This is a genomic window from Neomelitea salexigens DSM 19753, assembly GCF_000422345.1.
Taxonomy (GTDB): domain Bacteria; phylum Pseudomonadota; class Gammaproteobacteria; order Pseudomonadales; family Spongiibacteraceae; genus Spongiibacter; species Spongiibacter marinus_A.
This window is the reverse complement of record NZ_AULP01000001.1, coordinates 142635-156050: the sequence shown is the minus strand read 5'-3', so window position 1 is coordinate 156050 and position 13416 is coordinate 142635. Positions and strand designations below refer to the sequence as shown.

Here is a 13416-nt window from a genome sequence, read left to right as displayed (position 1 = left end):
ACACTTAGCAACCGCGTCAACGCGTGGTGATAACAAACAAGGGAAACTCTGTGCTGGCTTATTTAGAATTGGTTGAATTGGCAAATGGCGATATCGTGCTTCAGCGTTCCGAAGGCGACGAAAAGCCATTGGTAATGATCCGGTTCTCAAGTGAGGCCAGAGAACAAATTCCCGGCTCATGTTTAGAGATCGCCCGTGCAATGGTGCAGGCCGGCTTAGAAGCTGCGCAGGTTGTGAGCGAAGAGCTTAGTGACGACTCGGCCGAGGCACAAGACGACGATCAGGACGATATTCACCCCCCTTCCAAGACCCTCCACTAGGGCATAAACCACTTCTTTACCTTTTGTTTATAGAGGTCGCCGGATTCCCCCTGGCTGCTAATTTTGAAGCTGTATCACCAGGCACTCGGCGTCGCCGGCTAGCGCGGCTCGTTCTAGGGCACAGCGTTGCTCTGTGCTGAGGGGGGTGTTCGTCAAAACCGCCACGGTGTGACTTTTTCCGCGCTCCAGCGCTCGTGCGGCAATATTGCAAAGGCTGCCGCCGTTAGCCACAACTTGTAATATTCGCTGGCCGCGATCTTTACCGCAGGCATCGAGTAATGGCTTGAGAGGTCTGTCTGCAACCCAGCACAACCAACGCTCCTCGGTTTGCCCGCTTAGCTGCATTAGCATGGCGGCCAGCAATGTGCGTGATAGGTGCGCCTGGCTGCTCAAAACGATATCGGTAATGCGCGTAGCAGCGTTGTGCTGCTGAGCGTTTGAGAACAGTGATGTTTGTTCGATTAGTGCCATGCTTAACTCCCGCGTCTCAGTACACCGACACTCAAGCCTTCAATGGCGAAGTCCTGTTCTCGCAGGTCAACTTCAATGGGGGCGTAGTCGGGGTTTTCGGCGATTAATAGCAATTGGTGTTTGTTCTTTTGGTGTTGCAAGCGCTTTACAGTGACCTCATCACCAATTCGCGCAACGATGATTTGTCCGTTCTGCGCCACCTGGCAGCGGTGTACGGCCAGCAGGTCATCTTCAAATATTCCGGCATTGATCATGCTGTCGCCGCGCACGCGAAGGAAGTAATCGGCCGAGGGAGAAAACAGGTTTGGAGAAATCGCACAATGGTCTTCAATGTGCTCCTGAGCCAATATAGGGCTACCCGCAGCAACCTGACCAACAATAGGAATGCCGAGGTCTTCTGGAAGGCGAATGCCTCTTGAGGCGCCGGGTATAATTTCGATCGCGCCCTTTCTGGCCAGAGCCTTGAGGTGCTCTTCGGCAGCGTTAGGTGAGCGAAACCCAAGCTCTCTGGCAATGTCTGCACGGGTTGGTGGGTAGCCGGTATCGTCGATATGGCTTTTTATCAGCTCGAGTACTTGCGCTTGTCTGGCAGTTAATTTTTCCATGTTCTGGCATCTGTTTATCTATACAGTACCTGTGAGTATATACAGTATTTTGCTCTGTGCAAGCCGCGAAGGGGTATTTTGGTTTTGGCTGAAAGGAAGAGGGCAGATAAAAAGAAGCCCACCCGAAGGCAGGCAGGAGGGGGAGCGCGGAAAATTCAGTGTCTCAGTGGCTAGAACTCATCGAGAATGCCGTTGACGACATCGCTCTCTATTTCGTGTAGCGGGTTGCCGATTTGCTCCGGCATGATGCCATCATCCCAATGGCGGTAGTCGTCATCGCTGAGCTCAAATGCATTTCGCCAGTCCTCTGGCTCCTCAATACCGGTGAGCTTTAGTTGTCTCCAGCTGTCCAAATCGTACTCGCAGATTTCTCCGTCGATTAATTGCACTTCTATTGTGTCCAGGCCTTCATCTGTCGCCACAACTTCAAACTGCTGACCGGTTTCCAGGTCTTTGTACCAGCAGCCTATCAACGCATTTAATGTTGCCATAGCGTTCACCTCCTAAAGTACGTATTCCCAAGCTATCATGTCCCATCGGGCTGTCCAGTAGGGATTTATCCGAGAGTCGGGGCGTGGCTTTGTGTCGTTGTTAGGGGCTTAACGTTTAAATCTTCGCACTTTCAGTAAGATGCCCGGCTAAGTTAAACTGATTTTCTTTTTTTTAACCCCGTTTTTAGCACGCTAATGAATAAGTGGCGTGGGGTTAACAAGCAATCTGTATAAGTAGAGGGCGGCGTTTGATGTCGATGGATTGGATTAAAGGTATAGAGTTTTCTAACTACCCTTGGCTCACGGAAGTGTTCATCGTTGTCCTTATTGTCTTGACGGCGAACTTATTGGCAGGCCGCCTGCTGAATGTGCTGGGAGAACGTTTTAAACGCACGCATAACCTGTGGGACGACGCCGTTTTGCTCGCTGCGCGTCGTCCGCTGGTATTGTTGATATGGGTAGTCGGCGCCAGTCACGTGCTGGAGATTATCGCCGGCAGTACTGATGCCGACATCTTTACCGCGCTGCAACCGTTTAGAGCCGTTGCGGTGATGGCGATTTTGGGCTGGTTTCTGGTGAAGCTGGTTCACGAGATCGAAGCAGGCCTGCTCTCCAGAGAATACAGCGATAGCGATGAACCGATAGACCAAACAACGGTGATGGCACTGGGTAAGCTGGTGCGAAGTGCGGTCATCATCGTCGTGGTGTTGATGATCCTTCAGAACCTTGGCTACAGCATTTCCGGTGTGCTGGCCTTCGGTGGCATTGGCGGGATCGCCGTTGGTTTTGCCGCAAAGGATTTATTGGCGAATTTTTTTGGTGGCCTGATGGTGTATTTAGACCGCCCGTTCTCTGTGGGCGACTGGGTGCGCTCGCCAGATAAGGAGATAGAGGGCACGGTAGAGAATATTGGTTGGCGGCAGACTCGAATTCGCACTTTTGATCAGCGCCCACTGTATGTACCGAATGCCACGTTTACGCAGATCGCCGTTGAGAACCCATCGCGTATGCTGAACCGGCGGATCTATGAAACGGTGGGCGTAAGGTATGAAGATGCGAGCAAGTTGCCCGGCATTATCAGCGACGTAAAAACCATGCTGGAAGCGCATCCGGAGATCGATCTCAGAAAAACGCTGATTGTGAACTTCAATAAATTCAATGCGTCGTCTTTGGATTTCTTTATCTACACCTTCACTAAGACAACCCAGTGGGTGACGTACCATGAAATTAAGCAAGATGTTTTGTTAAAGGTTTTAGATATTGTCCATGAGCATGGCGCTGATGTGGCGTTCCCCACCACCACGGTGAAAATGGACCCCTTACAGATCGAAAATGCTGCTCGCCAAAGCGGAGCGGTTGGAGACGAAGAAAATGCGTAGACCCATTGCAGTAATTGGCGGTACCGGGCTGTGTGATTGGCCGGGCGCTCACATGTTGAGCAGTGAAACCGTGTCAACGCCCTACGGTGAGCCCAGTGCACCTGTTCAGCATATGGAGTATCAGGGGGCGGAGTTTCTGTTTCTGCCGCGGCACGGTGTGGGGCATTCGCTGCCGCCCCATGCGATTAACTACCGCGCGAACATTCACGCCTTGAAGGCTGTTGGCGCAGGGGAAGTGATCGCAGTGAATGCGGTAGGGGGAATCAGCGAGCGCTTTGTTGCCGGTGTTATTGCATTGCCTGAGCAAATCAATGACTACACCTGGGGACGTGAACATACCTTTTACGATGGCCGTGATGGCAGGGTCGAGCATGTGGACTTCAGTTACCCCTACTGTGAAGAGCTGCGGCTACGATTATGCGCCGCTGCCCAGGACGCGGATATTGATATTGAGCCCTACGGCACCTACGCGGTAACCCAGGGACCGCGTTTGGAGACGGCAGCAGAGATACGCCGCTTGGCGCGCGATGGCAACGATATGGTGGGTATGACCGCGATGCCTGAAGCAGCGCTTGCTCGGGAGGCTGGTTTGGATTACGCCTCAGTGTGCTTGGTGGTGAATCCAGGTGCCGGCCTGAGCGACACACTCATTACGATGGAAGATATTCAGGCCGTTATCGATACCGGAATGTTGCAGGTAAAGTCGTTACTCTCCCACGCTATCGCCAGCCACGGGTAATGCCTGAGGCTTGCTGATCATAACCAGTAAGCCAAACAGGGGGTGGTCGATGTAGTGCAGCTCTTCGCTGCGCATGCGGCGTTCCTGCTTCATGACCACGATGCGCTCTACCGGCTCCGCCCCTGCGGGGATAGTAGGCTCAGAATCTGCCAGCTGGGGATTCTGTTTTAAAAATTCGGCGTACTCTGGGCTATTTTCAAACGCCTCATCGATAAAACCGTCCTCGTTTTCCGGTGCTGGTCGGTAGGGGTGGCGGGGCAGATAGTAATTGCCGCCGCGTTCGCCGAACTGAGAAAGCCAAAGCATGGGTTGCGCATATAAGTAGCGCTCCAAGGCGATGCGAATATAGCCCTCAAGCTCATAGTGCTCGCCGACTTCCCGTCCGCCGCGAATGAGGATTGCCGGTGCTTTGCTGCGTGGTTGCAGGTCTTGAATCCAACTTTGCTGAGTAAGAATACGGTAGCGCGACGACAGCTGCAGAGAGCGTAGGGCTTTGGCGAATTGTGGGTGGTGCTGCTCTGTGCGTTGCAAGTGGCCGCGGCCGGTGTTTTTCAAGCTTCGCCAATCTCGCGGGTAACGCAGGTGCAGATTGTCTGGCCATGCCTCGGCATTGTTCGCCGCGGGATCGGTATTGGCGTAGACCACAATATCGATTTGGTAACGGTTGTCGGGCTCAGCCTGCAGTGGCGCGGCAATTGCGACAGCAAGTAAAAAGAACGTAGCGAGTTGAAAGCGGGGCATATCTTGGTCTCTTGTTGTTAAGCGCCGTCATCGACGTTTACTTTGTACTGGGTGTCAGTGCTGCTAGCAAGTCGTCAACGGCACTAATACGCTGTTCGGGGCTTTCTACCTCTTCTTTGAAGCGCATAGCGTTAGCGCCATCAAGTTGGTAGCGCAGAGCATTTTTCTGCACCAATTGAACAATAGCCATTGGATCCACCTGCGTGTCTTCGGCAAATTCCAGGCGACCCCCTCCCGCTGATGCCTCGATTTTGCGTATACCCAGTGCTTCTGCTTTGAGGCGGAGCTGGGCACAGCGGAACAGATTTTTACAAGCCTCGGGGAGCAGGCCAAAGCGGTCGATCATTTCCACCTGTAGCTCGCGCAGCGCGTTGTCGCTAGTAGCACTTGCAATGCGCTTGTAGAGCATTAAGCGTTCTTGCACATCGGGCAAGTAATCGTCCGGGATCAGCGCAGGAATACGCAGGTTAACCTCGGTGTGGTCAGCTTGGCTGTCTTCCAGGTTCACTGTTTTCCCGGCTTGAATGGCTTTTACGGCGCGGTCGAGCATTTCCATGTAAAGGCTAAAGCCGATGGAGTGTATTTGGCCGCTCTGGCCTTCGCCGAGCAACTCGCCGGCGCCGCGTATCTCCATGTCGTGCGTTGCAAGGGTGAAGCCAGCGCCGAGGTCGTCGGCCTCGCTAATGGCGGTCAGGCGCTTCTCGGCGTCGCGGCTGAGCTGCTTGGCCGGAGGCGTTAGCAAATAGGCATAGGCCTGGTGGTGAGAGCGTCCGACGCGGCCTCGCAGTTGGTGGAGTTGCGCCAGCCCGAATTTGTCGGCGCGCTCAATGATAATGGTGTTGGCGTTGGGGACATCGATGCCTGTTTCAATAATGGTCGAGCACAGCAGTACATTGTGGCGCTTGTGGTAGAAGTCGCTCATTACTTGCTCAAGCTCGCGCTCGCGCATTTGTCCGTGACCAATACCGACGCGTATTTCCGGCAGCATCGCCTCGAGCTCGCGCGCGGCTTTTTCAATGGTTTTGACCTCATTGTGCAGGTAGTAAACCTGGCCGCCACGCAGAATCTCTCGCAGTATCGCCTCTTTAATCAGCGCGTCGTCACGCTCGCGGACAAAGGTTTTTACCGATAAACGCCGCGCTGGGGGGGTGGCAATGATGGATAAATCGCGAATCCCCGACATCGACAAATTCAAGGTGCGAGGGATCGGTGTCGCGGTCAGTGTCAGTACGTCGACTTCGGCGCGCAAATTTTTAAGGGCCTCTTTTTGGCGAACGCCGAAGCGGTGTTCTTCATCAATGATGACCAAGCCGAGGTTGGCATAGCGAATATCACTGCTGAGAAGCTTGTGGGTGCCGATAAGGATATCGATCTTGCCGGCTTGCAGGTCGCTAATTACTTGCTTTTGCTCGGCTGCTGAGCGAAAGCGCGACAGCACTTCAATTTTGACCGGCCAGTCTGCAAAGCGGTCGCGGAATGACTCATAGTGCTGCTGGGCAAGCAAGGTGGTGGGCACTAGGATCGCGACCTGAGTGTTGTTTTCCACGGCAACAAACGCGGCGCGAACAGCGACCTCGGTTTTGCCAAAGCCCACATCGCCGCATACCAGGCGGTCCATCGGTTGCTCGGAGCGCAAGTCGCCCAGTACCGCGTCGATCGCCAGCTGCTGGTCTGGCGTTTCTTCAAAGGGGAAGTCATCCGCAAATTGCTGATAGTCGCCGCTCAATGAAAAGGCGCGGCCCTGTCGCGCTTCGCGCCGGGCATAAATATCGAGCAGCTCCGCAGCAACATCGCGAATTTTTTCCGCGGCTTTGCGTTTGCTGCGACTCCACTGGTCGCTGCCAAGTTTGTGTAAAGGAGCCAGTTCCTCGTCGGCACCGCTGTAGCGACTTATCAGTTGCAGTGATGACACCGGTACGTACAGCTTGGCATTGTCGGCGTATTCCAGTGTCAGGAATTCGTTGCTTTGCCCGTCTACATCAATGCTGTGTAGGCCGAGGTAGCGGCCCACGCCGTGATCGGCGTGGACAACGGGCGCGCCGATGCGCAGTTCTGCAAGGTTGCGGACCACCGCTTCGGCATTGTTGTTGGTGTTTTTCCGCCGTCGCCGGCTCTGTGAGACCCGGCGGCCAAACAACTGCGGCTCGGCGACCACCGCGAAAGCCGAGGGCGCGCTGAATGCGAAGCTCTCCTGCAGGGCGGCGGTAGTGATCGCCAAATCGCAGTCGGCGCTTTCGAAGGCCTGCCAGCTATCGATCAGGGTAGGGCGCAGATGGTGGCGCTGAAGCAACTCTACAAGTGCCTCGCGCCGCCCCGCCGATTCTGCACACAGTAATATCCGCCGGTTTTCGCTGAATGCACGCAGCGCTGCCACGGGGTCGTCGGCGCGGCTGTCGATGTCGAGGACGGGCAGGGATTCAGCGGCCAGATTGTATTCAGGGTTGCTGACGCCGTCTCGGCCCAGGCGCAGACGGGGGTAGTGCTTAATACTGGCAAACAGGTCTGGCACCGGCAGGAAAAGCTCTGCGGGGCTTAACACGGGCCGCTGGGTATCGCCGTTGCGTTGCTCGTAGCGTTGGTGAATGTCCTGCCAGTAGTGGTCTGCTGCAGCCTCTATACCATCGCAGCGCAGCAGCGTGACATTGTTCGGTAAATAGTCGAACAGGGTGCCGCAGCGTTCAAAAAATAGCGGTAAGTAGTACTCAACCCCCGCCGGGGCAATACCGCTACTCACATCTTGATAGACCGGGCATTTGCGGTGGTCGACATTGAAGCGCTCGTGCCAGCGCCGGCGAAATCCGGCAATGCCGTCGTCATCCAGCGGGAATTCCCGCCCAGGAAGCAGGTCGATCGCCTCAACGTGTTCCAGGCTGCGCTGCGTTTCTGGGTCGAAGCTGCGCAGGCTGTCGATATCTTCATCGAGAAAATCCAGGCGGTAGGGCAGATCGCTGCCCATGGGGAAAATATCCAACACAGCGCCGCGCAGGGCGTATTCGCCGTGCTGAAAGACGGTAGTGACGTTGTTATAACCGCCATTTTCTAATTCCAGCCGGAAGGCATTTAAGTCGACGGCTTGACCACGCTTCAGCGCCAGGCTGTGACTGCCCAGGTATTCCGGTGGGGCGATGCGCTGCATGAGCGACGTGATCGGCACTACAACGACGCCGCGCGTCATCTGACGAATTTCAGTCAGGCAGCGCAGCCGCTCGGAAATAATATCCTCGTGGGGGGAGAAAGTGTCGTAGGGCAGGGTTTCCCAGTCTGGGAGCAGCTTGACGGGCAAGCCAGCGGCGAAAAAATGCAGCTCTTGCTCAAGCCGGTAAGCACTTGCGGTATCCGGGGTGATCAGCAGCAGGGGCTGCTCAATACGCGATGCGAGTTTTGCGGTGACAAATGCCTGGCTGGCGGGGGTAACACTACCGAGATCGAGGCTTTGACGGTGGCTAAGAGAGAGCGTATTGGGAAGTTGTATCACTGTGCTTTTATTCGTCGGTGGACAGGGGCGGGCATTGTACCGCGTCGGCGCTTGCAGTCATAACCCCGACGATCACGGCAAATTTGCCAGGATTAGTACCGACATTGGTAGCAGTTGACAGTTGTGGAGGTTGATCTGGATGGCGTGAATAAAGATAATACGCGCTCCTGAATTTTCCCCCCGACAGTAAAGGGTATCTGCCGTGACTGAGAGAAGACGAGAGCGTCCTGATGATTACTTCGCCGACTGGAAAGAGCGCGAAGCATTAGCCGAGGGAATGATCCCTCTGATTGGTAAGCTCTACCGCAGCAATAACGTCAAAACCTATATCTACGGAAAGAATCTGGTCAACCTCTCGGTGCTGGATATTATGCAGGCGCATCGCTTTGTTCGTCAGGTTGAACAAAACGAGTTGTCTGAATTTGAAACCTTCCCTGTCATTCAAGCACTTGCTGGTTTGGATCTGGGCACGGCGCACATTGATGCCGGCCGTATTGCTGTTGCTTACGAAGAGCAAGGCAAGCCAGCAGGGCAGAGTGTTGACGAGTTCGTTCGCAGCCAGGTTGCCGATCTGATCGGTGGCGTCAAAGAGCCTGCGCGCCCACCTCGCGATGTCGTTCTCTACGGTTTTGGTCGTATCGGTCGCCTGATGGCCCGTCTCCTGGTAGAGAAAGCGGGCGGCGGTGACAACCTGCGTCTGCGCGCAGTCGTTGTTCGCCAGGGCGGTGCTGAAAACGATCTGGTGAAGCGAGCCTCATTGCTGCGCCGCGATTCAGTGCACGGTCCCTTTAATGGCACCATCCGCGTTGATGAAGAGCGTCAATCCTTCGTCGCCAATGGCGTAGAAGTCAAAGTCATTTACGCCAACTCTCCTGAAGAGGTGGATTACACCCAATACGGTATTAACGATGCAATTCTGGTCGATAACACCGGTAAATGGCGTGACCCGGAAGGTTTGGCGACACACTTGGCGCGCCCCGGTATCGCCAAAGTGATCTTAACGGCGCCAGGCAAAGGCGATATGAAGAATATCGTTGCCGGCGTAAACAATGCAGAGATTCTCGACAGCGACACCATTATTTCTGCCGCCAGCTGTACAACCAACGCCATCGCGCCACCGCTTAAAGTGCTGGATGACCGTTTTGGTATTGAAAATGGTCACGTTGAGACGGTTCACTCGTACACCAATGACCAGAACTTGATTGACAACTATCACAAGGGTGATCGTCGCGGCCGCAGTGCACCGCTGAACATGGTTATCTCTGAAACGGGCGCAGCGAAAGCCGTTGGTAAAGTGTTGCCGCAAATGCTCGGCAAGCTGACCGGTAACGCGATTCGCGTGCCGACCCCGAATGTGTCGCTGGCTATTTTGAAGCTGAACCTCAAAACGGAAACCACTGCCGACGAGTTGAACGAGTACATGCGCAAAGTGGCGTTGCACTCGCCGCTGCGTAAGCAGATCGACTACTCAAACTCACCCGAAGTGGTATCCAGTGACTTTGTCGGCTCTCGCCATGCCTGTATTTTTGACAGCGAAGCCACCATCGTGAACGGCAAGAGCGCTATCTTGTACTGCTGGTACGACAACGAGTTTGGTTACAGCTGCCAGGTGCACCGTATTTTGGAGCAAATGGCAGGGGTTTCCTACGCGGTATATCCAGCCGAGTAAGTGTCGATACGGCCAGCAGCGCACATAGCGACGCTGGCCGTTTTGCATAGCGGTTCTGGCCGGTATCGCCAGTTTCGTCGTGACAGACTATGCCGTGAGTCTATATACTTGCGGCAATTTTTTTGAGCTGGGTGACCGTGCTCACCCCGCCTCCCGGGCCAGCATCTGCTCGGAATCGCAGAATTTTTATTTTCGCGTTTAACCATAAGAGTGTCAGAGAGCCTTATGATCAAAATCTCCAGGGGCCTGGATTTGCCCATATCCGGCGCACCCGAGCAGCGTATTGAGCCAGGACCCAAAGTCCGCTCGGTGGCTGTACTCGGGTTCGACTATGTTGGTATGAAGCCAACAATGGCGGTGAAAGTAGGGGACCGTGTAAAAACGGGCCAACTTCTTTTTACCGACAAAAAAACTGAAGGTGTACGCTACACTGCGCCGGCTACCGGTGTGGTGTCAGCCATAAACCGCGGCGAAAAGCGAGTGCTGCAGTCGGTCGTTATCGATGTGGAAGATGACGAGTACGAAGCGTTCGCTAGCTACTCTGCCGAGCAGCTAAGCGGGCTGAGCAGAGACCAAGTTGCAGAAAACTTGCAGCAGTCCGGGCTTTGGACAGCGCTTCGCACGCGGCCATTCAGTAAGGTGCCGGCCTTAGATGCATCGCCAGCCGCCATTTTTGTTACGGCAATGGATACTCATCCACTGTCTGGCGACCCACAGTTGGTGATTGCAGAAGCAGAGCAGGACTTTGCTAACGGCCTTGAAGTGCTGAGCAAACTCACCACTGGCAAAGTTCATCTTTGTGTTGCCGCCGGTAGTCAAGCGCCGAGCGTTAACAATAGCCAGCTGCAGGTCAGTGAATTTGCCGGTGCCCATCCGGCAGGTTTGGCGGGCACGCATATGCACTTCCTGGAAGGCGCTAGCCTCAGCAAGCAGTTGTGGCACGTTGGTTATCAGGATGTGATCGCCTTCGGACGCTTGTTTACCACGGGTAAGTTGCAAGCGGATCGCGTTGTCGCACTGGGCGGCCCGCAAGTTGAACAACCTCGACTGCTCAGAACTCGTCTGGGTGCGAGCTTGGAAGAGCTTTGTGCCGGTCAATTGAAAGCAGGCGAAAACCGATTGATTTCTGGTTCCGTACTCGGTGGTAGAACCGCGCGCGGCGCAATGGCGTATCTCGGCCGCTACCACAATCAGGTGAGTGTCCTTCTTGAAGGTGTGCAGCGCGATTTCATGGGTTGGCTATCGCCCGGTGCAAACAAACACTCGACCCTGCGTATTTACCTCAGCCAATTCCTGAAGAAGCGTCTGCCATATACCACCAATACCAATGGTAGCGAGCGCGCTATGGTGCCGGTCGGTGCTTACGAGCGGGTTATGCCACTAGATATTTTGCCTACCCAGCTGTTGCGTGCCCTCATCGTAGGGGATACACAGATGGCGCAGGATTTGGGCTGCCTCGAACTGGACGAAGAAGATTTGGCGCTGTGTACCTACGTTTGCCCTGGCAAATATGAATACGGCCCGATTCTCCGTGACAATCTCAGCCGTATTGAGAAGGAGGGTTAATCATGGGTCTGCGAACTATTCTCGACGATCTGGAACCGCATTTTGAAAAAGGTGGCCGCTTTGAAAAGTGGTATGCCCTCTATGAAGCGGTTGACACTATTTTTTATTCGCCGGGTTCGGTAACAAAAACCACGGCCCATGTGCGCGACGGTGTTGATCTTAAGCGCATCATGATCACCGTCTGGTTCTGTGCGTTCCCTGCCATGTTCTACGGTATGTGGAATATTGGTTTCCAAGCCAACACCATCATGGCCGATATGGGCATCGCTGCTGGTGAAGGCTGGCGCCACGCTTTGATCGGTATGTTTGCCGGTTATAACCCGGCCAGCGTGTGGGACAACTTCTGGCATGGCTTCTGGTACTTTATTCCGGTATATGCCGTCACCTTTGCGGTCGGCGGTTTCTGGGAAGTACTGTTTGCCATGAAGCGCGGTCACGAGGTGAACGAAGGTTTCTTCGTTACCTCTATTCTGTTCGCACTGATTTGCCCCCCGTCAATTCCGCTTTGGCAAGTAGCTCTGGGTATTAGCTTTGGTGTGGTTGTTGGTAAGGAAGTATTTGGTGGTACCGGTAAAAACTTCCTTAACCCAGCGCTGACCGGTCGTGCCTTTTTGTTCTTCGCCTATCCTGCCCAGCTTTCTGGTGACGCAGTGTGGACGGCGGTAGACGGTTATACCGGCGCGACGGCTTTGTCGGTCGTGGCCAGTGACGGTATGGCGGCACTGCAGGATAAACTGACATGGTTCGATGCGTTCAGCGGTAACATGCACGGCTCCATGGGTGAGGTATCCACTATCGCGATCCTTATCGGCGGCGCTGTTCTGCTTTGGACGGGCATCGCTTCCTGGCGCATTGTGCTGGGTGTGTTTAGTGGCATGGTGGCGCTGTCGTTACTGTTTAACGGCATCGACAGTGACAACCCAATGATGGCTATGCCTTGGTACTGGCACTTCGTTTTGGGTGGTTTCGCCTTCGGTATGATCTTTATGGCCACCGACCCAGTTTCCTCAGCCATGACCAATACCGGCAAGTTCATTTTTGGTTTGCTGATCGGCTGCATGGTTGTCCTGATCCGCGTCGTTAACCCGGCCTTCCCAGAAGGTATGATGTTGGCAATTCTATTCGCCAACCTGTTCGCACCACTGATTGACCATTTCGTGGTTCAAGCAAACATCAAACGGAGGTTGGCACGTGGCTAATAACGACAGTATTCAAAAAACACTGCTGGTCGCGGTAACACTCTGTATCGTCTGTGCATTGTTTGTTTCCTCGGCGGCGGTCATGCTGAAACCGGCGCAAGTTGCCAACAAAGCGGAAGACCGCAAGGCAAATATCCTCGCTGCGGCGGGCATGCTTGACCCAGAGAAAAGCATCGATGAGCAATTCGAGCGTGTGACTACGCGCATTGTTGACCTTAATACAGGCAAGTTTACTGACCAATTTGATGTTGCAAGCTTCGAGCAAAGCAGCATCGCTAAAGATCCGCAAACCTCTGTGGAACTGGGCGGTGACGACATTGCCAAGATAAAGCGCCGCGAAAATTACGCGACGGTCTATCTTGTTGAGAGCAATGGCGAGCTGGACAAGATCATTCTTCCCGTGCGCGGCGCTGGGCTGTGGTCGACGCTTCACGGCTTTCTGGCCTTGGAAAATGACCTCAACACCGTTGCCGGTTTGGGTTTCTTCGAGCACGGTGAAACACCAGGGCTTGGCGGCGAAGTTGATAACCCGAACTGGAAAGCGCTGTGGCCGGGCAAAAAGGTCTACGACGAAGGTGATGCAAAAATTCAGTTGATCAAGGGCAGTGTTGATGCCAATACGGCAGAAGCAGAGCACAAGGTTGACGGTTTGAGTGGAGCAACTTTGACCAGTCGCGGTGTAACCAATCTACTGCAATTCTGGATGGGCGAGAATGGCTACAAGCCTTTCTTGAGCAACCTGCAGTCAGGGGAGGCCTAAG

General features: G+C 54.4%; 12 protein-coding genes. 7 read left to right on the top strand and 5 right to left on the bottom strand.

What is annotated here, in order from left to right; translation table 11 throughout:
• The first annotated feature begins 50 nt into the window (after positions 1-50).
• A complete protein-coding gene (locus tag H573_RS0100730; protein ID WP_036255531.1) occupies positions 51-320 on the top strand; it encodes a hypothetical protein in 270 nt (89 codons plus the stop codon).
• A gap of 57 nt (positions 321-377) precedes the next feature.
• Here H573_RS0100730 and H573_RS0100725 read toward each other — a convergent pair whose 3' ends face one another.
• The 3 genes from H573_RS0100725 to H573_RS0100715 form a co-directional block, all read right to left on the bottom strand.
• Positions 378-791 carry a hypothetical protein gene (locus H573_RS0100725; protein ID WP_027872604.1) on the bottom strand — a complete coding sequence of 138 codons (414 nt, stop codon included), beginning with the start codon at positions 789-791 and terminating at the stop codon, positions 378-380.
• A 2-nt stretch (positions 792-793) separates the two neighbouring features.
• Positions 794-1396, bottom strand: coding sequence for a transcriptional repressor LexA (lexA, locus tag H573_RS0100720; protein ID WP_027872603.1), 603 nt, complete (start codon positions 1394-1396; stop codon positions 794-796).
• Between the two features lie 170 nt (positions 1397-1566).
• The gene (locus H573_RS0100715; RefSeq protein WP_027872602.1) at positions 1567-1887 is read right to left on the bottom strand and encodes a DUF6763 family protein; all 321 of its coding nucleotides are present in this window, start codon (positions 1885-1887) and stop codon (positions 1567-1569) included.
• Positions 1888-2138: 251 nt separating this feature from the next.
• Between H573_RS0100715 and H573_RS0100710 the strand changes: the two genes are divergently transcribed.
• Both H573_RS0100710 and H573_RS0100705 read left to right on the top strand, forming a co-directional pair.
• A complete protein-coding gene (locus tag H573_RS0100710; protein ID WP_154653803.1) occupies positions 2139-3266 on the top strand; it encodes a mechanosensitive ion channel family protein in 1128 nt (375 codons plus the stop codon).
• Positions 3259-4005, top strand: coding sequence for an S-methyl-5'-thioinosine phosphorylase (locus H573_RS0100705; protein WP_027872600.1), 747 nt, complete (start codon positions 3259-3261; stop codon positions 4003-4005). The genes H573_RS0100710 and H573_RS0100705 overlap by 8 nt, the downstream gene beginning before the upstream one ends.
• On the opposite strand, the gene H573_RS0100700 is transcribed toward H573_RS0100705, so the two are convergent.
• A complete protein-coding gene (locus tag H573_RS0100700) occupies positions 3973-4746 on the bottom strand; it encodes a CsiV family protein (RefSeq protein WP_027872599.1) in 774 nt (257 codons plus the stop codon). The genes H573_RS0100705 and H573_RS0100700 overlap by 33 nt on opposite strands.
• 37 nt (positions 4747-4783) lie before the next feature.
• Entirely contained in the window at positions 4784-8221 is a 3438-nt protein-coding gene (gene mfd / locus H573_RS0100695) for a transcription-repair coupling factor (protein ID WP_027872598.1), read from the bottom strand.
• Positions 8222-8423: 202 nt separating this feature from the next.
• Between mfd and H573_RS0100690 the strand changes: the two genes are divergently transcribed.
• From H573_RS0100690 to H573_RS0100675, 4 genes are all read left to right on the top strand, one after another.
• A complete protein-coding gene (locus tag H573_RS0100690) occupies positions 8424-9890 on the top strand; it encodes a glyceraldehyde-3-phosphate dehydrogenase (RefSeq protein WP_027872597.1) in 1467 nt (488 codons plus the stop codon).
• Positions 9891-10115: 225 nt separating this feature from the next.
• Positions 10116-11456, top strand: coding sequence for a Na(+)-translocating NADH-quinone reductase subunit A (locus H573_RS0100685; RefSeq protein WP_027872596.1), 1341 nt, complete (start codon positions 10116-10118; stop codon positions 11454-11456).
• Positions 11457-11458: 2 nt separating this feature from the next.
• Positions 11459-12655, top strand: a complete 1197-nt coding sequence (locus H573_RS0100680) for an NADH:ubiquinone reductase (Na(+)-transporting) subunit B (RefSeq protein WP_027872595.1) — start codon at positions 11459-11461, stop codon at positions 12653-12655.
• Positions 12648-13415, top strand: coding sequence for a Na(+)-translocating NADH-quinone reductase subunit C (locus H573_RS0100675; protein ID WP_027872594.1), 768 nt, complete (start codon positions 12648-12650; stop codon positions 13413-13415). Before H573_RS0100680 ends, H573_RS0100675 begins: the two co-directional genes overlap by 8 nt.
• The last annotated feature ends 1 nt before the right edge of the window (position 13416 follow it).